Annotated in this window: 8 protein-coding genes (1 of these 8 only partly in view); 4 read left to right on the top strand and 4 right to left on the bottom strand. The window is 55.7% G+C overall.

The window, feature by feature from the left end:
* The first annotated feature begins 128 nt into the window (after positions 1–128).
* The 3 genes from G0Q06_RS10560 (at position 129) to G0Q06_RS10550 (ending at position 4294) form a co-directional block, all read left to right on the top strand.
* Positions 129–2204: a lamin tail domain-containing protein gene (locus tag G0Q06_RS10560; RefSeq protein ID WP_163965553.1), complete on the top strand. Its 2076-nt coding sequence runs from the start codon at positions 129–131 to the stop codon at positions 2202–2204.
* A gap of 12 nt (positions 2205–2216) precedes the next feature.
* Positions 2217–2900 carry a hypothetical protein gene (locus tag G0Q06_RS10555; RefSeq protein ID WP_163965551.1) on the top strand — a complete coding sequence of 228 codons (684 nt, stop codon included), beginning with the start codon at positions 2217–2219 and terminating at the stop codon, positions 2898–2900.
* 104 nt (positions 2901–3004) lie between these two features.
* Positions 3005–4294 (top strand): hypothetical protein, encoded by a 1290-nt coding sequence (locus G0Q06_RS10550; RefSeq protein ID WP_163965549.1) that lies wholly within the window; start codon positions 3005–3007, stop codon positions 4292–4294.
* Between the two features lie 13 nt (positions 4295–4307).
* Here the strand turns inward: G0Q06_RS10550 and G0Q06_RS10545 are convergent, their stop codons facing one another.
* Positions 4308–4583 (bottom strand): GNAT family N-acetyltransferase, encoded by a 276-nt coding sequence (locus G0Q06_RS10545; protein WP_163965677.1) that lies wholly within the window; start codon positions 4581–4583, stop codon positions 4308–4310.
* Positions 4584–4837: 254 nt separating this feature from the next.
* Here G0Q06_RS10545 and G0Q06_RS10540 point away from each other — a divergent pair, with 254 nt between their 5' ends.
* Positions 4838–7666, top strand: a complete 2829-nt coding sequence (locus G0Q06_RS10540) for an alpha-L-fucosidase (RefSeq protein WP_163965547.1) — start codon at positions 4838–4840, stop codon at positions 7664–7666.
* Here the strand turns inward: G0Q06_RS10540 and G0Q06_RS10535 are convergent.
* The 3 genes from G0Q06_RS10535 to G0Q06_RS10525 form a co-directional block, all read right to left on the bottom strand.
* Complete coding sequence (locus G0Q06_RS10535) at positions 7635–8111, bottom strand: hypothetical protein (protein WP_163965544.1); 477 nt, start codon at positions 8109–8111, stop codon at positions 7635–7637. The two genes, G0Q06_RS10540 and G0Q06_RS10535, sit on opposite strands and share 32 nt — an antisense overlap.
* 24 nt (positions 8112–8135) lie before the next feature.
* Positions 8136–9851: a glycoside hydrolase family 16 protein gene (locus tag G0Q06_RS10530; RefSeq protein WP_163965542.1), complete on the bottom strand. Its 1716-nt coding sequence runs from the start codon at positions 9849–9851 to the stop codon at positions 8136–8138.
* Positions 9852–9929: 78 nt separating this feature from the next.
* Positions 9930–25291, bottom strand: partial view of a matrixin family metalloprotease gene (locus tag G0Q06_RS10525; RefSeq protein WP_163965540.1) — the final stretch only. It continues 27016 nt past the right edge of the window; 15362 of the gene's 42378 nt are visible here — the last part of the coding sequence; its start codon lies off the right edge, out of view; it ends in the stop codon at positions 9930–9932.

The raw sequence follows: 25291 nt of genomic DNA, 5'->3' as shown, positions 1-25291 counted from the left end.
TCGCTCGATTCGTGCATTTCGTAGTTTCTAAATAAAACCAACCCACCACATAAGCGCACTTAATAATCCATATTCCTGTTATTTATATTAAGGTTGCCAGTGGGACCGCTGCTTGATATCTCAGATTCATGAAATCGAACGGATGTACAGGGAGCGGGCTATTTGTGGTATTAATGGGCGTGCTGGTGAGTGGACTACAAGCGGAGCCCATGCATCCGGGCTTCACTTACCAAGGCGTGCTTGAAGATGCTGGGGCACCGGCGGACGGGCCGTATGACATGACCTTCACGGCCTATGATAATGCCTTTGCCGGCAATCAACTGAACGGCACCCTGGTGCTGGACAATGTCGACGTGGCCGGCGGCGTATTTTCGGTGGAGCTGGACTTCAGCGCGGCAATATTCACTGGCGAGCAAGCCTGGCTGGAGATTGAGGTACGACCGGGCGCCAGTGTTGATCCGGCGGACTTCGCCCTTCTTGGACCACGGCAAAAGATCAGCCCGACTCCCTATGCCCTGTACTCGCTGGCCGCTGGCACGGTCCGCCACGGAACGGAATCGCGGACCACTGACCCGATGCTGCCATCGGAAGCGACAAGCCTTGGACGGGTTGCTTTCGACTACAATTTCGCGTCACCCCCGGTGGTGACGGTAACAGGCATATATGATGCCGCTAATCCAATCCTGCTGCTTCCGCAAGTGACCAACATCGACAACGACGGGTTCGAGCTGGTGGTCATCAACCCGGTCGATATCGCCTATCCCAGCAAAACCTACACCTTCAATTGGACTGCGGTGGGCAATGGCAGTCTCATGAAATCCTGGTACCGCGACCTTGACGGCGATCTCTACTCCGACGGTGTGAGTATTGACAGCTATGACCAACCACCCGGATATTTTGCCGGTTCAGCTTTGATCCGGACGAGCGGCGATTGTGATGACGGCGATCCGGCGATTAATCCCGAAGCCACGGAAATCTGGTACGACGGCGTCGATCAGGATTGCGACGGCCTGAGCGATTACGATCAGGATTACGACGGGTACGATTCAGGCGCCCACGGCGGCAGTGATTGCAATGATCTGGATCCCACAGTTTTCCCAGGTGCTCCTGAAATTCCTCTCGACGGAATAGATCAAGACTGTGACGGGATTGACTCGACCGGACTGGGCGTGGCGAACCTGTCCCCCGGTGATCTGGTCATCACCGAGATCATGCAAAATCCCGCTGTCGTTTCGGACAGCCAGGGCGAGTGGTTTGAGGTCTACAATGCGACCGGTGTGGTGGTCGATTTATCCGGCTTGGAAATTGTTGACGACCTCGCGGCCGGATTCACCGTGACGGGCTCCCTCAGCGTTGCACCTGGAGATTATGTCGTCTTCGGAAACAATGGCGATCCGGTGACCAATGGTGGCGCACCCGTCGATTATGCTTATGTGAATTTTCCCCTGGGCAACGCCAGCGATACGATCATCCTTTCCTACAACCTTGTGGAATTCGATCGAGTCGACTACGATGGAGGCATCGCTTTTCCTGATCCGAGCGGTGCCTCGATGAGCCTCAATCCCACGATGCTCGATGCCTTGCAGAACAACGCAGGCAGCGCGTGGTGTGCTGCCACCAGTCCATTCGGGGCAGGTGACCTTGGCACACCTGGATCCGCAAACGACACCTGTGCCCCTCCTCCGCTGGGCGTGGCGGACCTGTCCCCCGGTGATCTGGTCATCACAGAGATCATGCAAAATCCCGCTGTCGTTTCGGACAGTCAGGGCGAGTGGTTTGAGGTCTACAATGCGACCGGTTCGGTGGTCGATTTATCCGGCTTGGGAATTTTTGATAATTTTGCGTCCGGATTCACCGTGTCGGGCTCTCTTATCGTTGCAGCTGGAGATTATGTCGTCTTCGGAATCAACGGTGATCCGGTAATCAATGGCGGCGCACCAGTCGATTATGCTTATGGCGCGATTTTTCCCCTGAGCAACGCTGGGGATACGATCATCCTTTCCTACAATCTGGTTGAAATCGATAGAGTCGACTATGATGGAGGCTTCGCATTCCCTGATCCGAGCGGTGCCTCGATAAGCCTCGATCCCACAAAGCTCGATGCCTTGCAGAACAACTCAGGCAGCTCGTGGTGTACAGCCACCAGCCAATACGGGGCAGGTGACTTTGGCACACCCGGATCCGCAAATGGCGGGTGCCCCTGAGAAGGATCACCGATGAAGACGATACATTCAAACACCCTTCTCCCGCTTTTCCCGGCACGGCTATTGAGCTGCTGGCTGATTATCCTTGCGCTTCCGGGTGCCCTCTCCGCCGGTGTGATCGCCGGCGGTGGTGGAACCTGTGGCGGCGGGGCCGGCGGCAGCGTCTACGCCCTGAATGGAACAATCGGGCAACCCCTCGTGGAAACATCGGCGGACGGACCCTACGTCCTGCGCTCAGGCTTCTGGAATGTGGTGCTCATTGTCCAGCTTCCACCGGCGGGCGATGGATTCACCAACTGGATGAACAGCCTGGCACCCGTGGACAAGCCTCCGGAAGGCTTACGCGGTCCGCTTGACGAGCCAGCCGGCGATGGCGTGAGCAATCTCTTCAAGTACGCCTTTGGGTTGCTTCCGCTGGAATCATCACCTGATGCCTGGCCGCATTTGGCGAGCCACCCGGATCCTTCAAATCCCGCCCAGTTCCTGTTGGCTGTCGAGTTTATCCGATCCACTACCGCTGAAGTCGTATTCTGGATGGATGGCTCCCCAGACTTGGAAGTGTGGACTGAAGCCCCCTTCACTCTTGAGGTCATGGAGGTCCTTCCCGATGAGCGTGAACGTATCCGACTTGTGAGTACAGTTTCCCTCCTTCCGGGGGAGCGCTACTTCCTGCAGCTCAATGTGGATCTGCCCTGAGCTTGAGGGCAGCGATTAGAGTTAATTGAGCCGCGTAGCAGCGACGCAAAATCAGACCGTGTTGGTCGTAGTTCCCCAACCCCAATAACATGAGAACCTGGCATATGACAAAGCAATCCCTCTTTCTATTAGCGGCACAAATCTGTATCCTGATCCCGCTTACCCGGGCAGAAGTCTATGACCTGGAGCGTTTGGTCACTGAAGGGGAGTTTTCAAATACTTTCAAATTGCGCTTGAATATCCCGGAACCCCAGACGGCCGCCCTGCTCACTCCCGGGATGCTTTTCACCGGTGAGTTTGACTTGGATAATCGCCGTCTCGCTAACCAAGCACTCTTCGATATCAACCGGCCCCGAGGGGCGTTATGGGCATGGACAGAGGAGGAGGATAAGGGTCACACGATCGGTGATTCCGAATACCTCATTCTTCCTTTCCTGGCCGAATGCGTGCGCTTGCGATATCCCGCCAATCAATCTCCGGTCAATGGGCCGGTGACCTTGAAAAATCTCCATGAATCCGATGGGTGGCTCGTTGACCAGTCCGATTGGGAAGGCGGGTCGGTTAAAGTGTATCCTTACGATGAGGCTCCCGGGGACAAGCGACAGTATGGCTGGGTGCCCAGTGAAAAGATCGCCCGCTATTACCAGGCTTTTGCTTCCTACAACAAGGCAAGCCTCCCCAATTCATGGACCAACTTCGGGGTCGTCGAGTCACCGGCCGAGCTCACCCATGCCTTCAGCATCAAGAATAGCAGGGCGGATCCCTTTGTTGCTGCCGAGACAACGTTTTACTACGATGGAGAGCTCGTCGGGGTATCGGATCCTCCCGATAGCACCACTCCACAGATTACCGTCGATGAATCATCCGGAGGATTTCACGTCTTCACGGCAGTTGTTTTAGACACAAATGGCAAGCAACGGGCCACCCATTTGAACCGGGTCTTCGTCAAGGGGCCCCGCCCCCTGTCCGCTTTTGAATCATGGGCGGTTGATAACTTGCCCGAGGGCTTTCGCGGACCACAGGTTCATCTCTTCGATGATGGGGTGACGAATCTTGAGCGATTTGCCCATGGGCTGGGTCTTGAAAAACTTCCCAAGGGCTTTCAGGTGATCCAGTTCGCCGAGTCCGGCTTTGAGAAAATAGACGATACCGACTATGTCGTTTTTTCGTATCCGGTCGGGGAGGAGGCCCGCACTTCCGGGCTGAATATCATGCCACAGGTATCGACCGATGGTCAGGATTGGAGCGACTTCGTTAATATCGATGATCCCGCATTTGGGTTGCCGCATGTGGTGACGCGTGAGGGCACTGTTGTTACGGCAAAGTATCCCCTCGCGGAAAATCCCCTCTTTTTTCGGATTGCCCTCACGGATACATTTGAGGGATTGGATTAAGCAGACCCCCACCCTACATCCCGAATCCGTAGATCGGGGCCCGGCACTGCTCGGTAAAGCCGATTTTCCTGTAGATGGGAATGCCCATCTCGGTGGCGTGGAGAAGCGCGTGGGAGGCGCCCTTGCGCGTACCCTCCACCATGGCGGCGCGGGTGATGGCGAAGCCCAGGCCCCGGCCGCGGAACTCCTCCAGTGTAGCGACACAATAGATACCGGCTGCGCCGTCCTTCACACAGACAGAAGCGCAGGCGGCGGGCTGTCCATCAAGAGTTGCAAGGACATTGGCCAGGCGGCGGCCTCCCGCAGAAAATGGTCGAAATTGCTGTGCAGGTGAAGAAGTGGATCAGGATCGGTCATAATCAATTCAAATGAGGGTTTCCGCGTGCCTTGCCGATTTCCTTTGGACCACAGAAGGCCGATTGCCAACCTGTTCGCTAATTCATCACAATCGGCGACCAACTCAGTGGAGTTCTGGGTTGTCCCGAACAACCTCGAGGCAAACATGTCAGGCAAAGGAACAGCAAACCCCAAGCTGATCAAAGCATGATGAAGACCCTATTGATTCCCCTCACCCTGTGCTACGCCCTCTCGTCGACAGCTGAAACACAGCCCACAACGAAGTCCCTGATAGAGACGCAGGGCCTCCGCTATGTTTCCCAGACGGAGACTGGCACGCGCTATCAGCGCTTTCGTGAAGACATCCTGGAATTACCACGGAAGGAACTGGGCCTGAATCCTGACAAGGCCCGGAACACCACCGGAGGGATCATCGCTTTCAGAACTGACGCCCCGGAAATAACGGCCCGCTTCAAGATCCTGAGTGCCAATTATATGGGCTCCGGTTTCGGTGTCTTCGAAAACGGAACACTGGTCGAGGAGTTCAAATTCAGCCCAAAGGAAACGGAGGCAGTCCTGACCGTTACTTCACAAAGAGACGGCGACTCGCTCTTTGAAATTGCCTTGCCGAGCTTTGCCAACGTCGAGTTCCAAGGCGTGGATGCAGCCTGTTCCGCCCTTCCCCCCGTTAAAAAACGGGTCTATGTCGCGCTGGGCGATTCTATCTCGCACGGAAACGGACAGGACGGCTTTGGTCACAAAACCTGGCCCTTCCTCCTGTCGCGCAAACTGGGCTATGAGCTATTCAATCTCGCAGTCGGTGGTGGTAAAGTCTCTGTTCCGGTCGCGGAGATGCTTGAGGACTGGGATTCCATCGACCTGATCACGATTTTGATTGGCTATAACGATCTCCATTATGACCAAAAAACGCCCGAGCAATATCGTGCAAAGGTTAATGAACTTCTCGATACAATCCGGAAAAACCATCCCGATACCCGGATCATTTGTATCACCCCGCTCTTCACCAAACGGCCCGTCTCGGATAAGACCGGCGCGACCATCGAAGAATTCCGGAGCGAGCTGGTGGACCTCGTGACAGCCAGAATGGCGGATGATAAAAACCTTTCCTTTATAAACGGTGAGGAGGTCAGCTCTGAGAAAAACCTGCGCCTCGAAAAACCGGATGATCCGGTTCACCTCGGAATTGAAGGGGCGGAGCTCCTCGCCTCAGCGCTGGCGGAGAAAATCCTTTTTCGGGCAAATGAAACCGCGGAAGAACGCGATGCGCGCATGGCATGGTGGAGGGAGGCCAAGTTTGGCATGTTCGTCCATTGGGGCATCTATGCCGCTGCCGAAGGTGAATGGAAAGGCGCTACATTTCCAGACATGCGTCCGGGCTTTGAATGGCTCATGTGCAAAGGGGAACCGGGAGGAATTGATAAGGACGAGTATGTTGAAGCGCTCGCCCCAAAGATGACCCTTGAACGATTTGATCCTGAGCAGTGGGCGGTCCTCGCAGCCGAGGCCGGTATGAAATATTTTGTCATCACGGCCAAGCATCACGACGGCTTTGGCATGGTGGATTTTCCCTTTACCGCTCTGGATATTGCAGACCGCACTCCCTATGCCGCTGACCCAATGGTCCCCCTGTCAAAGGCAATGCGGGCAAACGGGCTTAAATTCGGATTTTATTTTTCCCAGTCGCAGGACTGGAGCCGGCCCGGTGCCCGGCCCAATTGGTACAAGGGGCTCGATGGCGACTGGAACGAATATGTCGACCAGTTCGCCGCGCCTCAGCTGCGCCATCTACTGGGTGGCACATACGGGAACATTGATTTGCTATGGTTCGACTCGGGCAGAAGCACCAAAACCCGCGAAGGAGCCATGCGTATATGGCAGGAACTGACCGCTCAACCTGACATACTCGTTAACAACCGTCTGAAGCTCGATGAATACGGAGACTTTGACTGCCCTGAACAGTGGATCCCTCCATCCGTTCAAGACAAGAAGACATGGGAGACGTGTATGACCATGAACGGCGGCTGGGGATACAACCCGACCGACACCAACTGGAAGAGCACCGATGAATTGATTCGCAACCTCTGCCTGGTCGTCAGCCGTGGCGGGAACTACTTGCTGAACATCGGCCCGCGGGCAGACGGCACATGGGAACCGCAGGTGGTTGAGCGGCTCAAGGGGATCGGTGCGTGGATGCGGACTAACAGCGAAGCGATTTACGGCACCCGGCCAAATCCAATCGGCCCCATTCGCGAAGGCTCAATCACTTGGAAACCCACAGGAGAAAGCTCTCGCCTGTATGTCCACATCATGGATTGGCCTGCAGATGGAAAGATTTACCTGCCTTTAAAAAGCCCCATCCGGGCGGCGAGATTTCTTGGCGATTCCGACACCCGGCCAACCTGGGAAACCGGACAGGACAGCACGATTATACACCTCAATCGCGACAAGCCGATTCATCCTGCGGCCACGGTCCTCGTCCTCGACTTGAATACGCCAAGCCCTGAAGCGATGCCCCTTGTCGTCCGTCAGGATCAGAATGGCGGACTCCTCATGTTGGCGGTTGAAGCACAGGGAGAGGGCGGCCTCCATGTGCACAACCGGGAACCCTGCCTTGACGGCTGGAGCGGTCGTAATCAAGAACGGCGCCTTGCTAGCTGGACCGTACGGGTGGACAAAGGTGGCACATTTGTAGTGAATTTAAAGTACGGATTCAACACCGATCAGGACATCGGCGAAATGGCCTTTGTAGTGGAAACTCAAGGTAAAGACATTCGCATGCCAATCCAAATCACTGGTGTGGAACCGGACTCACACAACAAGGAAAGGAACCAACTGGTTTCCGAAAAATTCCAATCCGGTGAAGTCATCGACCTGCCTCCCGGACTGCACACAATCAAACTGCTCGCCGAGGGCGCGCCGGAAGCGTTTAAAAGGCCACCGGGACGCGAAAACCAAATTCTCTGCTACACAGGATTTCCCATGCTCAAGGAACTTCGCCTTGAGCTGATTCCTTGAGGCGGTCCAACCTCATGTGCCTCGGCAACCACGCGAGCACGCAGACCCCGATCACGGAGACGCTCCACAGGTAATACCCGACCCCAAGATCATCCAGTCCAAGGCCCGGATGGAAGAGCATGTCATTTGCAGCAAGCACAAAAATAGCGCCGACGTACGGGACGAATGGGATATAGACCCAACGCAGCCAGGCAAAGCGAGTCCGGTCCGGACAGATCAATAGCCAGGCAAGGAGCATCACCGTAAAGAGCGAGGTGGCATTATAGCTGCCGATAAATACCAGAAACAGGATCAATTCGAATGGGAGAAAGCGGGGGTCACGATCGAATAAAAACCCTGCGGACAGCGCCGCACATCGAGCACCGGTCATATCCTCGAGCACAGGCAGGAAAAACGATCCTGCAAACAGGAAGGCCAAGACAACGGCTATGCCGCGAATGATCATTCCCTCACCCCATAATCTTAAACCCTACCGTACGACATAGACCCAGGCGCCGCTACTGCCCACATGCGAGACCGGCAGGTACATCCAGCCCTCCAAGCTATAGCTCCAGATCCATGGACGATGCCCGACGTAAAGCATGCCGAGCCAATCGCCTGTATCAACCACGCCCTCAACAACCGGATAACCGGCCCAGGATTCCTCCTCATTGATGGTTCCTTCCAGATTGCTGAAGGTGACGACCGCTGTTTCCCAGACAGGACCCTTGATGAGCAAGCCCAACTGAAGCAGGTTGATGGAATCCTCACCGAGGCTTGTCTCGAGCTCAAAGCTTACCGGATCCGGTCCAAGCGCGAACTCAACGGATTCCGGCATTTTCTGGAAGCTTCGATCCAATACGCGGATGAAGGCTTCAATGATGAAGGTCTCATCGGAGGCGATTGCCGAAGCCGTCCCGCGGAAGCGGATGACATCGCCGGGCGTCATCTCCAGGGAGAGCGATTTAAACTCCTGGAAGAGCAAATGTTCGGCTATGAACTGCTCAGGTTCCCAGCGCAGGTTGTAGAATACAAATTCCGACTCACCGACCGGTTCCACCCAGTCAAGGACGGTATAGGCCCCACCCCATGAACCCACCTGGCCAAACCAGACATCGTCGAAGTCAAAGAAATTGGTATGGACGATCCACGGGAAATCCCCGTCGCTGAAATCGGTATTGATGAGCAGGCCGATGCTCCCCGGATAGGATGCCGCCAGAAGCGGGCTCGTACCGGCCTCGATCTCCTCAAGATCCTTATACCCGTCACCATCGGTGTCCTGCTTGAGGATATTCGTCCCGAGGACATGCTCCTCGATATCCGTCAGCCCGTCTCCGTCATCATCCGGATCGGTGGCATTGGGATCCTGGTCATTATCGGTATCCAAGGCGACCGTATCGCCCAGGTCATAGACCCGTACGTAGTCCACTTCCAGACGCTGGGGCCAGATATCGGGATCAACCCCCTGTTGCCCGCCCCATGAGCCGCCAACGGCCACATTGAGGATCAGATGGAACGGCTGGTCAAAGGGCCAGTCCTCCCAGCTTGTTCCCGGATTGGGCGCATTGAGCAGCTCGGTGCCGTCAATGGTGAAAATGATGCCTGCCGGGCTCCACTCAATCGCGTAGTCGTGGAAGGTCGTGTCCACATCCGGTACCACGGTAAAGGCCGTCGGATAAGTCCCCGTGAGCCAGTTGTTGTTGAGCGAATGCAGGCTGCCATGGACCGTTCCCATGTCGAAGCCGACATGCTCCATGATATCGATCTCCCCGCTGCGCGGCCAAATGCCATACGCGTCGCCGGTCGGCATCATCCAGATAGCCGGCCAGGTGCCCGTGCCCGCCGGGAGCTTGGCACGAATTTCAATCCGCCCATACAGCCAGTCGCCGTATCCCTTTGAGAGTAGGCGCGCGGACGTATACTCATGGGTTGGCTGGCGCGAGGGAGGCCAGCCCTCTTTGCGTGCCTCAATAATCAGGACGCCGCTTTCCACCCGGGCATTCTCCAGCCGCTCTTCCGTGTAAAACTGCTCCTCTGCGTTGCCCCAGCCACTGCCACCAACATCGTACAACCACTTTGAGCTGTCCGGAAGCCCGTCCACATCAAACTCATCCGACCAGATCAACACTGGATCCACGGCCAGTACGGTAGTCGCTGCCAACAGTAAACTACCCGAAAGGAATGTATATAAGGTCTGCGCATGCATAGAGAATTTCTATCCTTTTGATTCCTTTATGTCAAAGGAAACAGCGGCCCTTGGGCCCCTGTGGAGAACTGCGCAGCCCTAGTAAAGGGACAGGATCCGGGCGAAATAATCCGCCAATAGCTCTTCATGCGCATAGAGCACGGGATCAGCCCCCATCAGGAAGAACGCTTCTTCGAGTATCGTAAAAGCGGAATGGCTGCCCTCCGTCATGGAAGCCTCCAAGCCCTGTATAACAGGCCATACAGGGGCCTCTGCGGCGGCATCACCTGATGGTCGAGGAGCAATAAGGCCGTTGGCTGTCGGGTCTGCCTCGGTGGGCGACCCAATCTGATTGCTCAGGTGGTTTGTAAAGTTCTGGGCGACGGGCCATGGGTGGATGACGGTCCAGGACAGGCCACTTGCCTTGTTTGGCGCAATGAGGCCGATCTGCGACTCACCGGAGAGAATCGGATCAATGGAGGAATCCGGATTATTGATGGACTCAACAATCTCAATTTCAGGTTCGATGACGCTGACATCATCCTCGTAGTCCGGAAGGACCAAGACAGGCACAAGAACAACTGGATCAGGATCGCCACCGTCTTCAGGTGCGAGGGCCGGATCATCGGTCTGGAAGGTCACTTCATTGAAGTCGGTCACGCCGCTGAAGCCAATCAATCCGTAGTCGCCATCGGTGACCAAGGCGTTGAAAGCGTAGCTGAGGACCAGACCACCGTTCAAGGTCACGCTGACCGTGCTACCCTTGAGGATCACTTCAATATCCTGGCTACCACTCAAGTCGAGGTCTGTACGGGTGTACATCTCATCAACAACAATCCCCTTCCGGGTGCTGTGGCCGACTGTCACTTCATTGGTCTCGCTGGAGATGGTAATGAACTTGTAGTTGTTTTCGTCGTAGTAATCGAAGATAAAGCCGGCCTCACCGGATGTCTGCAGGTCTGCTTCAAGGCGGATCAGGGAGGCCGGGGCCACCTCGATGCCAATCAGGCTGATGGCGGTCTCACTCGTTGCGTTACCGCGGTAGAGGCCACTTCCAGCAGACCACAAGCCGCTTTCCGGCGTGAGGAAGAGATTATTGACGGCACCGTCAAAGTCATCACCGAGAGTGAAAGTGGTTTCCGGGGCAAGTCGCTGCACAACCACATTGTCGATCGCGGAACGGGAGTTCTGACCACCAAGGCCAATCATGCCATCGTTCAAGCCCCTGAGGATACCATACTCGTCATAGATCTTCTCAAACTCATACGTCAGGGTGGATTTATTATCGACCATCAAGGTGACGGATGTGCCGTTCACGACGAGGAAGACATTGTAAAGTGTATCTGACCGGAGAGCTCCCAGGTACGGTGCCTGTACTTCAACAGTCCAACCGTCTGCTGTATATTGGCCAATCTCGAGCTTGCTGGTCGATACGTTGATACCGGCAAACTTGAAGTCCGTGGAGCTCTGGTAATCAAAGATCAGGTAAGCATTACTCTTGAATCCACCGGTCGGCTTGACCGGCTGCAGGGTCGCCTTGACCTCGTAGTAGGTCGGGATGTAGGAATCGACGAGGAACACACTCAAGGCATCGCCACCAATGGCTTCAGGCTCAACATAGTAGCTGCCGTTTTGCGTGGTCCAGTTGCCGCTGTCGATGAAGAATCCATCTGGCTGGCCATTATTGAAACCAACTGAGCGAAGCACATCGCGCGGTCCACCGCCAATATTACCAGCCTGTGGATCATCCGGGGCACCGGTCTGGTCCTGCCAGGCAAAGTCCTGCTGGAGAATGACACCCAGCTCACCAAACGGCTCGCCGTTACGGGATTCCTCAGCAGCGATGCCGAGCTTTGCCGGACGCGTGTAATCGGCGCCGTCGCTTTTGGACAGGTCGTAAAGGTATTCGGCCAGCTGTGGCTGCAGGGCACGACTGATCGTCGCAGCACCATACGGGGCGAACGGAACGATGTAGCTGTTGAACTCACCGGCCCAGTCGATCAGGCGATCGCCACCAGTGTTGGCAATGAGGATGTCGCGGCCAGCGCCACCATAGGCAATGTCCTCGAAGGTGATGTCCGTGTCAGTCGCGTCATTGAGGCCATTGTTGGTGTCGTGGAGGTCATCCATGTTGAGCAGGTCGTCGCCCCAGCCTCCGTAGGCATGGTCACGGCCCTGCGCACCAACGATCCAGTCGTTGCCAAGGTCGCCGAAGAGGACGTCGTTGCCGTCGATTTCGCTGTCGAGGAAGTTGAGAATGAACTCAACCGCACCCGGTGCCGTGGAATCGGTGAAGATGCCAGTGACTGGATCAATGAAGACCTTCGTCATCGGGTTGTATTCGTCGTAAGCGTTGAACTCACCGGCGCGAACGTCGCTGTGCAGGAGATAGTTACCCGGATTGAATGGATTGCTGAAGTACTGCGGTAGGGCTTCTGTTCCGGAGATCGCGTCATCGCCAGCGCCACCGTGGATGGCATCGTTACCCAGACCACCAAAGAGGATGTCGTTGGAGGAGACGTTGCCCGGTGTGACATAATCATCGGCACCGAGGTTGAACGGCTCGAGAATCGCGGTCTTCTTGAGCAGGCCTGTGACGTTGATTGTGGATTGCTGGATCTTCCCAGGGGTGGAAATCAAGAGGTCTAGGTCAACAACAGCGGCGATGCCATAGAGCGGCTCGGCTGTGCCATTGCGACTGGTCCAGAGGCGACCGTCGTCACCGAGGATTCCATCATCATGTGTGCCACCGCTGATCCAGTCAGCGCCAACGCCACCGATCAGGTCATCGTTCTGGGCATCACCGTAAAGGACGTCGTCGCCCAGCTGGCCATAGATAAAGTCATCACCCGATTCACCGTGGATTTCATCGGCGGCACCGATATCGAGGGCTGCGGAAGCCGGATCGATGTCTGCCCCACCCGGTGTGTAGTCGAGCAGCACGGCTGCGCGCACCACGATGCGGCGGGCGGCGTCGTAGTTGTCGTAATTGAAAGTAAGGTAGCTGCCGCTATCGATGCCGTTGGTTCCGACGAGGCGGTAGATGTTGCCATTGTCACCGATGATCATGTCGGAGTCGCGGGCATTGAGCTCACCTGTTGTCAGGATCAGGTTGCCGGACTCGTCTGTTGCGGCACCGGTGTTGTTGCGGCCGGCCATATCGCCGTTGCCACCATAAATTGTATCGGATCCGTCAGGACGATCCGTGCGCAGGTCAAGGTTGTAGTGAGTGGAGCTGCCACCGATCAAATCATCCTGGCCGAGGCCACCGAAGATCGTGTCGTTGCCGCCATTGCCCTCGACATAGTCGTCGCCGCCAACATCCGAACCCGGGATTGTTCCCGGCAAGGTTGCCAGAACGAGGATGCCGTTATCATCAACGAGCTTTCCATCACCATGGAGATTGTCGTTACCGAGCTGGCCAAAGATCTCATCATCATCGGCGCCACCGGCAATCGTGTCGTTGCCGAAGTTGCCGACATTGTTGGCGCTGTCGTCGTGGTCAAAGAGGACGATGAAGCGTGACTCGATACCATCCGGATTGGAGGCATCACCCGTTGCGACCTGGTCGACTCCCCAGATGTCGTAGATGATCGTGCCATTGAGGACTGCGAAGCGTGGTCCGGTATCGCCACCCGTGCGGATGATGCTGGCATTGTCACCAGCGATGACATCGTTTCCGGCTCCACCATCAATGTAGTCATTCCCGTCAAAGCCGTTAGCGACATTATGACCACCAATGAGGTCATCATCATTATCGCCGCCGTAAATGGCGTCGTCGCCCTGCTGGCCGAGGATGATGTTCAAGCCAAAGTCAGTCAGCGGAGGCTCGGCACCGGAACCGGCGAAGATCAAGTCAGCAGCGCCATCATCGGCTTCCTGCGTATCGATTGCCGTGTAAGTGAAGGTGGCGTTGGCGAGGCCGATTTGAGCGGCGTTGACGATGCCCCGGACTTCGCCGTGGTCACCGAAGATCAGGTCGCTATCCGGATTTGCATCAATGATGTCCGGTGTGGTTTCGCTCAGGCGGTCGCCCCAGATCGTGTCCGAACCGGTACCACCGAAGATAAAGTCGTTGTCGCTACCGCCGTAGATCATGTCGGCTCCACCGATGGTCGGCTGGGTTGTCCGGACGAGATCGAGGGTTGCCGGGTCGGCGGTCGGGTCATCGTAGACCAGCTCGCCATTGTCACCGAGGACGATGTCCGTGCCTGCGCCACTGCGGATCACATCCGGCTCACCGGCATCGCCGCTGAGGACGGTTCCGCTGACGCCACCAAGGATGATGTCGCTGCCTGTACCGGTCGTGATGTCATCGGCTCCACCATCTGCATAAGCGGTGGTTTCGATGTGACCAATGGTCATCAGGGTGAGCGGAGCGCTGCCACGGCGTGGTGAGTCAGCATCGGCAGCAGTAATGATGCCGCTGTCACCGAAGACAATATTGTCACCGTCAACCGAGTTAATGATGTCACCGAAGCGGCCACCGATCAGGATGTCGTTGCCACTGCCGGAATCAATTTCGTCGACGCCACCGAATGCGGTAGTGGAAAGGCTCTTGATCAGGTCGATGTCGGAGGCGATCAGGTCGGCCCCTGTTTCGCCCGCTTCACGCTCGGCGCGGACGTAATCAATCACGCCATCATCACCGAGGACGATGTTGTCGCCTTCGTAGACGTTGATGAAGTCACCGAGGTGGCCGCCGAGGACGATGTCGTTTCCGTCTGAAACGGAACCGGTATTGATCGTATCCACTCCGCCGTCGCCGAACTGGGTTGTTTCAATGCGGCCGATGGTGATGGGCTGACCTGCGAAGGTCTGGGCACTCTCGTTGGCGGCAGTAATGATTCCGCTGTCACCGATGACGATGTTGTTGCCACCGAGGGAGTCGATAAAGTCGCTGTCGCGCCCACCGATGAGGATGTCGTCGCCCTTACCCGAATCAATGTCGTCAATACCGCCGGCGGCCGTGGTCGAGAGGCTCTGGATCAGGTCGATGTCGGAGGCGATCAGGTCAGCACCCGGGAGAGTGGCAGATTCACGCTCGGCACGGACGTAATCAATCGCGCCATCATCACCAAGGACGATGTTGTCGCCTTCATAGACATTGATGAAGTCACCGAGGTGGCCGCCGAGGACGATGTCGTTTCCGTCAGATACCGAACCGGTATTGATCGTATCCACTCCGCCGTCGCCGAACTCGGTCGTCTCAATGCGACCGATGGTCAGCGGCTGGGCGCTGAAGTTGGTCGCACCCGTGTTGGCGGCTGTAATGATTCCGCTGTCACCGATGACGATGTTGTTGCCGCCGAGGGAGTCGATAAAGTCGTTGTTACGCCCACCGATGAGGATGTCGTCCCCTTCACCGGAATCGATGTCGTCGATACCGCCGGCAAAGTCAGTTGACAGGCTTGTGATCAGGTCGATGTCAGAAGCGATCAGATCAGCACCTGGAACGCTTTCGCGCTCGGCACGGACGTAATCGATCGCGCCATCATCACCAAGGACGATGTTGTCGCCCTCACCCACGTTGATGAAGTCACCGAGGTGGCCGCCGAAGACAATGTCATTTCCGTCAAACAACGGACCTGAAACGATTCCGGCATTGATGGTGTCCACGCCACCGTCACCAAACTCAATGGTTTCCATCCGACCGATGGTCAGCGGGAGGCTGGCAAAGCGTGAACCGTTATCAGTCGCCGAGGTAATCTTGCCGCTGTCACCGATGATCAGGTTGTTACCGCCGAGCGTGTCGATGGTGTCGCCGAAGCGACCGCCGATGAGGATGTCGTCACCACGACCTGAATCAACGTCGTCATCACCGCCGTTTGCGGTTGTCGAGGTGCTGGCGATGACATCGATATCGCTCAGGTCACCGTCGCGGATGACATAATCGATATAACCGTGATCACCGAAGATGATGTTATTTCCTTCGTGGCCGTTGATGATATCGCGAAGATGGCCACCGAGGATGATATCGTTGCCGGCATCGCCGTTGATCGTGTCGATGCCGCCCTTGTCTTCGACATTGGTCTCAATGCGCTCAACCTGACCAGTTGTTTCGATGCGACGCGTTCCGTCCTTCTGTGTGATGATACCGTGATCACCAAGAATTGTATCGTTCCCGTCATTACCGGACAGCATGTCGCCGGCGGGCTCCAGGTTGGTCGGAACGGTGAACATGGCGTTGATCATATCCAGCTCAGCCGGGATGGATGCATCAAACGGCGTGATCTGGTCCTGTGAGAACAGGAGGAGGTTCACATTAAAGTGGGAATCGCCGTAGATGTGGTCATCACCCTTCTGGCCATAAATGGTGTCCGTGCCTTCGCCACCTGCGAGATGGTCGGCGTACTGGCTACCGGTGATGATGTCATTTCCAGGACCACCGTATATAACCACTCCGGCGAAGGAATCGTCGAGGTTGTCCAATGCATCGAGGGCCGAGGCATCAATGATATCATTACCCGGGTTGGAGAAACTGGTACCGTGGATTGATTTCAATCCGGTATCGTTGCTGTAACGCGTGCCCTCTTCGGAGGTGTCGCCGTAGATGACCAGCGGGCTTGTGCCACGTCCAGTTACGGTGATCGTGTCAGTGCCGCCACCACCGTGGACAGCCGTGATAGCACCATCCTGTGTGGTTTCAATGGTCAGGGTTTCATTGCCCTTACCAAGGAGCAGTTCGAAGATTTCAAAATCGCTGTAGGTGATGCCGCCACCGTAGTTGACCAGTTTCTCAACTTCGTCGGTGCCTTCATCGACGGTCAGGCCATCGCCCATTTCAAAGCCCGTGAGGGAGTATCCGGTATTGGTGATGTCCGCATCAATTCCACGGAAGCTGAGCAGACCGGTGTCCGCATCGGTATTATCCGTATGGAAGATTTCCAGCGTATCGATATTCAGGGTCTCATCCGTCAACGAGCTTTCCTGGTTGCTGGCCTCATTGGTTTCACCCGGCAGCACGAGGGCAGGATTCAGGGAACGATCCCTGCCTTCGATAATTCCACCATCAATGATGAGCGGTCCGCGAATCTGGTCGAGGTTCTGATCCATCGGTGCGAAGGCCTTGGTCGGGGAACCATCGCCCTCGTAATCCGCATTGGCAATCACTTCAACATTGAACCAGTCATTCCAGTTATCGCTGTTGAAGGTCAGGCTGTACTCAAATTGTGGAGCATTGGGATCTTCATCGATAATCGCGAAGCGCGCATCCGAGGAGAAGAGCTTTGTCTGCGTGTCGGTGTAGAGCGACAAGGTGATGGTCGCATCCGGCTCATATGTGAGACGCATCCTGTAGCTGTCCCCGGATCCGCCGACAACGGCAATTGTCGAACCGTCTGATTCACGGACGATCACACCGGCCGATTCATCATCGTAAACGGTGACGTCGACTTCCTGATAATCTTCTTCATCAAGGTTGAAGACACTGCCAACAACGTCGGAGGTCATCTGGTGGAAGATCGTGGAGAATTCTACGCCATCCTGATCGCTATCGTCAGCTGCGTAAACGGTGACTGTCTGGAAGAGATTCCATGCCTTCGGGCCGTCGAAAGTAAATGTGAAGACCGACTCGGACAGGTCAATCTGGCTGTCGCCAACCAGGGTAATGGTCACGGTTTCACCATCTGCCGGAGCAGTGGTCAGACGGAACTGGTAGGTATCGCTGAATCCGTCAACGCCTTCGAGGACTTCAGTGATCTCGTCTGGAGTGGTTCCATCCAGCTGGCGGATATCCAGACCCGGCTGATCGTTGTCCACGATGATCACCGGCATATCGAGGATCGGCAGATCATTGTAGCTGCCACTGGCGCTATTGATGCTGTGGCTGATCATGGCAATGCGTTCGCCTTCGAGTCCGGCGTCATCAATTGCCTTCACCCAAATCTGTTGACCAGCGTTGGCGGCATTGAAGGTCAGGACGACCGCATTGGTGAAAGTCACTCCATCCGTTGATACGAGGATGCTTGCGCCGTCTTCGCTCTGGTCGGTTGTGCTGGCCACACCGGCGGATACCGTGAGGTAGACTGTCGAGAAATCAACGGCCAACGGACCGGTGAGCATCACCATGTATGTGGCGATGAGGCCATCCTCAGTCACCCGGAGGGGATCACCGAATGGTGAAAGATCGACAAGGGCACCGTCATTCGAGGAAAGGACATTTGTGGAAACGCCGTTGATACCCGCGGATACATAAGGCTGATCACCACTTGTGATGTTGTGGGAGATGATTCCGGAACGGCCCAGCAAGTCATTGGAAACGATGGTTTGGACGACATCGCCCATGACGCTGATGGTGTCGCTGCCAAGGCCGCCGATCACGGTGGTGACGAGGTCCTTGTTGGTACCGATGACATAAATGGTGTCATCGCCTTCGAGGGCATCCAGCTCGGCACTTTCCACATTTTCAAAGCGGACATTCAAGCCGGCCCCGAAGATGCCGTAGGAAGTGACGACAAAGTTATCTCCAAATGGCGTTCCGAGGACGACGACGGTGTCAAAACCCGCTCCGCCATCGATACTGACTGGAGCGTTGATGGCGTACTGGATGGTGTCTTCACCATTACCACCGAGAACTTCAGTTTCGGCCTGGAGAAGACCTTCAAGGATCACGAAGGCGCGGACAATAAACTCGTCATTGCCGTTTTCACCTTCCAGGCGAAGAACACCGACATTGCGATAGACGGAGAAGGTATCTTCACCCTCACCACCAAAAGCGGTCGTCGCAAAGCTTACGCCGTCACTGAGGTAGGCGATGCCATCAAGCGGGTCATCACCGGAATCGATGATTGCCTGTGAAATCTGTGCCTTGACCGCATCGGTGAGGGCGTCCTCAGCCGGATCAAAGATGACCTCGTTGTTCAACGGGTTGCGGATCACACCAATGATGACCGGTGTGGTTGTGAAGGTATCGCCTGCGGCAATGTTGGCGTCGGTATTACGCGGCGTGCCAAAGACCTGGCCAATCTGGAAATAGTCGTCGCCGTCACCACCATCAAGTGTGGTGATGCTGCTGTTGTCATCCGCGGTGAAGGCATCATGTCCACCAAGGCCATTCACGATCAGGCGGGCATTGATGTTCTGGTCGTAATTGACGCGCTCGACCTGGTCGAGGTCCGGATCGATGTCGGCGGAGTCATTCAGGAGGGCAACGAAATCCTTACGGAGGAGGAAAGTATCATCCGGATTGTTGGCGAGTCCGGCAACCGTGTCGGCACCATTGATGATCAGTGTATCGACACCGTCATTTTCAAATCCGTTGTCATGCACATTGACCGTTGCCGTGCCAGCGTGGGCAAGGTTGATCGTGTACTGGTCGGAGTCGCCTTCACCGTGCAGGTTCAGCGTGGCGGCCAAACCGTTCAGGTGAGTGCGGGTGAAGAAGCCAATGATCGGCTCATCCGGAGTAAAGCTGGCATCCTGCGGAAGGACATCGGCCTTCACATTGACTTCAATGAAGTCATTGCCGGCCTGCGTGTGAATGGTGGTCACACCGGAGATGGACTTGATCGCAATGGTGTCGTCACGCTCGTTGGTCGTGTCGTTACCGTCACCGGAGTAAACCTGCGTCGTTCCCGCATGCGTGCTGTCGATGAAGAGGACATCCTGTCCGTTTCCAAGCCAGAGGTTCAGGTCTTCAAATCCGTCGTAGTTGACACCGGCCGGGAGATCGAGCCCGCGCAGGGTCGTGGTGGTCAAGGTACCGAGCTTGGAAAGGGTGTTGCCGGAATCATCAATATTCAGGTCGTCAAAGCCATCTCCAGCATCGATGTCGATCAGGCCGTCAATTCCGTCAATCGAGCCAACTGGATCGGCGGCCGGCGGAGGTGTTGTCACCGGATAGTCTGCGGGAAGTGTCGGGGAGGTGTCGCTGATCGTGATCGTATCATTACCGGCTTCGGTATTGATGAAGGTCGTGCTGTTCAGGCTCGTGGAGCGGATGTTAACCGTGTCCAGACCGCCAGCGGTGTTGATCGTTGTTTCAGCGGCATGTGTGCCGTTGATATCAAAGCGGTTGTTTCCGTCGCCAAGCCAGATGTTCAGGAATTCGAAGGTCGTGTAGTTGATGCCATTTTCAAGCTCCAGCTCACGGATGGTCGAGCCTGTGAGGATGCCGTACTTGGCATTGTTGGCCGGATTGGAATCGTCAACGTTCAGGACGTCGCCCGTCCCCGTGCCACCATCAACAGTGAGGAGACCATTGATCGCATCGATATTGCCAACGAGCGTAGTTGGCAGGCTCGGCAGTAACGGCGTGTCTATACCGACATTGATCGTGTCGTCATTCTCGTTACCATTGACTTGAACCGAACCGTTCATGGCACGGACATTCACGATGTCGTTGCCGCCATTACCATTGATGGTCGTGTCACTGATGGTGCTCGTGCCATTGACATTCACGGTATCCGCATCGGCCTGGCCGTTGACGAAGAGCGTGTCGCTGACGTCGTTGATGTGGATTGTATCCGTTCCCGGACCCGTGTTCAAAGTGGTCAGCTCGGTGACGGATCCCGTGGACGCATTGTGCGTGCTGTTGATCGTAAAGGTGTCGTTTCCGGAACCGAGTGAAATGACCAGCTCTTCAAAGTTGCTGTAGTCTATGCCGAGGGCGGCGTTGACAGCCATCTGGTTGGCATTGCCCATTCCGAGGCCGGTGATACGGCTGTTGGTGAGGATGCCCGTATTGTTGACCGTGTCACCCGTGTCATCGACGGAGAGATAATCCGTGTCACTGCCCGCATTGATATTCAGACGAGCGCTGATGCCATTGACGGTGCCATTGGTATTAAAGTCCTTGTCACCGGTTGTTCCGTTTGCGTTGGAACCAACATTGACGTGGTCGAAACCGGAACCGGTGTTGAGGTTGGTCGTGCCTCTGATCGTGCGGATATTAATGATATCAGAGCCGTTGTTGCTGTTCAGGTTGGTCACCCCAACATGCGTGCTCTCGATTGTGAAGATATCAACATTTGACCCGAGACCGATGTTCAAGGTCTGGATACCATCATAAAAGATGCTGCCCGGGGTCATATCGAGGCCGGTAATGGTGGAGTTGGTCAGGATTCCTGTGTTGGCGGAGGTCTCACCGGTCTCGTCGACGTTGAGGATATCCGTGCCGCTGGCCGGCTCATCACCACTGAGTGAAAGAAGTGCCTTGATGCCGTCGACTGTGCCGTTGGCATTGAGGTTGCGGTTGGCCTGGGTGCCGGCGGCGTTGCTGCCAACATTAAAGGTTTCCGAGCCGGTACCGCCGTCAATTGTCGTGGCACCGCTGATGGTCCGGACATTGAAGACTTCGGAGCCATTGTTGCCGTCAATGTTGGTCGCACCGGTATGTGTGCTGATAATCGTGAAGGTGTCCGATCCGGAACCAAGGGCGATATTCAGGGTTTCGAAGGTCGTGTAGGTAATGCTGCCACCCATGCCGAGGCCGGTCAGGGTTGTTGCGGTCAACGTTCCGACGTTCGGTGTGCCGTCCAAGGTATCATCAATGTTCAGGACATCGCTGCCACTGCTCGGAGCGTTGCCATAAAGGGTCAGGAGCGCGCCGATGCTGTTCAGGGAACCCGTGGAATTTGTATCCGGAACGGTCAAATTACCCTGGGCGTTTGTCCCGACATTGAACGTATCCGAATCATCCCCGCCATTCACTGTCGTGATGCCGCTGATCGTCTTGATGTTAACGACGTTATCCCCGTCTCCGGTATCCAGGTAGGTCGATCCAGCGTGCGTGCTGTTGATCGTGAAGAGGTCCTCGTTTGTCCCGAGGAAGATATTGAGGATTTCAAATGCGTCGTAATTGATCGAGCCACCGGTTCCGAATAGACCCGTGATGGCCGTCGAGGTCAGCGCTCCTGTATTGGAATTACCATTACCTGAATCACGGACGTTCAAGGTATCTGTTCCCGCGGTTGGGGACGTGAGCTTTACAATATTAGATCTTGTCAGCGGGGTGCCCGTGGCATCGACCCGGATAACCGGAATCAGCGACGGGGCAATGCGATCAAGGATGGCATCCTGAATAGTGCTCGTGAAGGAGCCAAATCCGAGGAAGTCAAACGCTTCAATGATCGAGCGTAAGTCCGCGAGGAAAGAGTTGTTGTAGTCGAGGAGACTCTTCGGGAAATTCGCCCAATCGGTCGGATCCCATGCAACGAGCTTGCCGTTCACATCGCGCCAGACCGGCTTGCCCGTGCTGTCGACTTCCTGGATAAGGTCTTCAATGAGGAATCCGTTGGAATCGAGAACAACCGGGCGGATCCACAATTCACCGCCGGGGGCTGCGCCCGGACCATTGCGGAAGACCAGCTTGTCCAGATCCTGGCGGGCGTAAGTTGTCACGTCCCCGCTTGCATCAATGAAACTGTACAGGGTGTATCCACCGCTTGTGTTGGTCGGGTCGGAATTGACGTAGATCCGGATGTCGCTGTTGAGAACGGCATCATGCAGGGATTCAAACGGATCCTTGCCCGGAATCGGTATTGTCGGGTCGTACTGAACGTTTGTGACGGTCTCTTCGAGGTAGGAATTCCCCTCGATCGTGAGAAGGGCCAAAATGTCCTCAAGTTTCGAGGAATCGTTGGTGACGTTGACGGTGTCGTTACCTTCACCACCCATGATTGTCATCGGGCTATCGGCTTCCTTGATATTGATGATGTCCGCTCCGCCACCGGTCGAGAGCTCCAGCTCCACACCGGATAGTTTATCAACTGTGAACTGGTCCCCACCCTCTCCGAGGATGATGCGCATTCTCTCAAGGTCGCCATATTCCACACCGTCATACGGAGTGCCGTCGAGGGAGATGCCCGCTCCCAGACCAAGACCCTGAAGAGTGAAGAGGCTACGTGTGTCATTGCCCAGTCCGTCAGGCACTTGCTTGTAGAAAGTTTCGAACTTGCCCACGATGCCCGGGACGAGCACAGGGTTACCGCTCGCGTCAACCTCAGGCACTGCGGCAACGGCGAGAATGACCGGCTTGTAAGTGGTCAAATCGGCACTGGACAGCAGGCCGTTCACGGCTGCGACAAAGCTGGCCTCGTCGGCGTAGAACTGGTCGACGATCGAGTTGAGGCTATCCACCACTGAACTCGGTACAGACTGTTCGATGAGGGATGTCTGGTCTGCTCCGGTCAGCGTGAATGTATTCACGGGTACCAAGCCGCTAACCAGCTTCGGTGCGTAGCCAAGGCTTTCAGCATGAAGCCGTGAGTAGATGGTCTCGGTGAAGTTACCAGTGAGTCCATTATAGAAATCAAGGTTCTGGGTAGTTCCTGTGAAAGCTACATCGGTGGAAACAAAGATCTCGTTACTTCCCTTCCTGTAAACCTGGAATTCCTCGCCTTCGAGATTTGGAATCACGACGGATGTGAGCTGGCCGGTTACGCCACCATCATCGCCTTGGGCATGGACCGTCAGGCGGTCGCCTGAGGATGTTTCAAAGCCGTCACCGCCATCAATGGAGATGCGTCCCTTGATATCTTCAAGGGAGAAGGAAGCCGGTTCCTTGAAAGCGAACGGTGGCGGATCCACGATTACGCGGGCAGGAACGACTGTTCTCAGCGGAGGCAATTCAAGGCCGTCATACACGAGCGGGATCACTCCGAGGCTGACAGTAATCCGTGATTCGAGCCCCCAGAAGAGGAAACGGAAACGCGTATCAATACTCAGGGGAGCATCAGCAGCATCCGAGGCAATCTTGTCAAGATTCTGGCCCTCCTGCAGGCGAAGTCCCGGGAAGGCCAAGGCAAGAACCGCGATCTGGCTATTGATGTAGTTCTTAATCAGGTTGGTGACAACCGACTTGCTCGACGTCAAATAAGTCCAGGTGTTGATTGAAAAAGTCGGGTTGCCAAAATTCAGGGGCAACTGCTTTATGACGGGAACTGGGGCATCCTGCACCTGGTAGGCCGGTGGCTGATAGCTGAATGCTGGAGGATCAAAGACGAGTGGTGGCGGATCTCCACCGAGGTGGATTTCGTCATTGCCCGTACCACCGCGCACGGTGATCTCGAGTTCCTCTGGGGAGCTCATGATGTAAATTTCGTCATCGCCACCGGCGCCGTTGATTTCAAGGCGCTCGATTTCAGTAAAGTAGACTACCCGGCCTGCTCCCACGATGTAGTTGGCTGTCACGATGAACAAATCGCCGACTGGCGTGCCGTTCACGACGACGGTATCCGTCCCGGCACCGCCACTGATGAAGACAGGCGCGTTCTGCAGGTAAGTGTAGCGATTGGATCCCGCTCCACCGAACAGCGTTGCCAGATTGGCCACATCTTCGGAGTCAGCATCGGTCAGGACAAGGAAAGTGTTGATGACGAATACATCATCCCCAGCTTCACCGGAAAGGTAGAGCTTGGCGGCGTTGTGGTTGACCTCGAACTGGTCGCCGTCGGTGCCACCGAATACGGTGACCGTGTGCGAATTGCCGTTGGTCATATTGTCGACATCGGCAATCGGCACGCCCAAGGGGAACTCGCCTGTGACAGGTTTGTTGCCCGGATCATTGATCAACGGGACAATGCCTACGACAATTGTGTCCTCACCAGTTCCGAGACGGACGATGGTCGGTGCGGCAGTATCCTCAATGCCCACTGTGTCGTCGGCACCCATCAAGTTGACAGTGAGACGGCCCAGGTTGCGGAAGACCACTTCGGAACGTCCAGCATTATCTGCCGGGACCATCACTGGCTGCGCCGTCGGGGTTGTCGTTTCCAAGTAGATTGGCACCGCAACCTTCGTCGGATCCTCCGAATTCACCAGGGAATTACCAAGGCTGAGGTCATAAATCTGCTCATCAACCCCGTTGATATTAACAGTCCGCGGTACCTTGTTTCCAAAAGTATCGAGTTGGTAATAAAGCGGGGTGCCATCGATAGTGGTCTTCTGGACCATTGTGGTTGGATCATACCGCTCACCGAAGATGACTGTACCGGTTTCATCAATACCGCCCTGTCCATCCGGAATCCGAGCGCCAAGAAGTGTGACGGCATCTTCGTTATCCGTGCCATAGACATACAGTTCGGAATATCCAAAGCCGGCACCCTGATCATTGAAGTAAACCTTGGTACCCGCGTCGTTGGTCAGGCTGACAATGTAGTACTCATTGAAGTTATCTCCGTCCGCGCTGTTGCGGCCACCATTGCCGAAATTGTCGAGGGTCACTTCGCCGGTCCATGGTTCAGCGACATAGGTGCTTCCATCAACGGTGATCTCGCCGTCGAAGTCACCAACCACCATTGTGTTGTTGTCCGTCGAACCGGTCAGGAAAGCACGAGTGAAGATCGGGGTTGTTCCATCCGCCTTGGTGAGGACTTCAAGTTCCACCGGCAAGGTCTGGAAGCCTAAATCGTAGGTACCCGCATAGACGTCCCCGCGATCCTGCAGGTAATCGACATACGGAGTCGGGAATAGCGGATTAAGGGGAAGCTGATCCTGCTCGAAGTTGATGTCGCCCTTGA

Origin of the sequence: Oceanipulchritudo coccoides, assembly GCF_010500615.1 — a bacterium.
In the GTDB taxonomy this organism is placed as follows: Bacteria; Verrucomicrobiota; Verrucomicrobiia; order Opitutales; family Oceanipulchritudinaceae; genus Oceanipulchritudo; species Oceanipulchritudo coccoides.
This window is presented reverse-complemented; position numbering and strand designations above follow the sequence as displayed.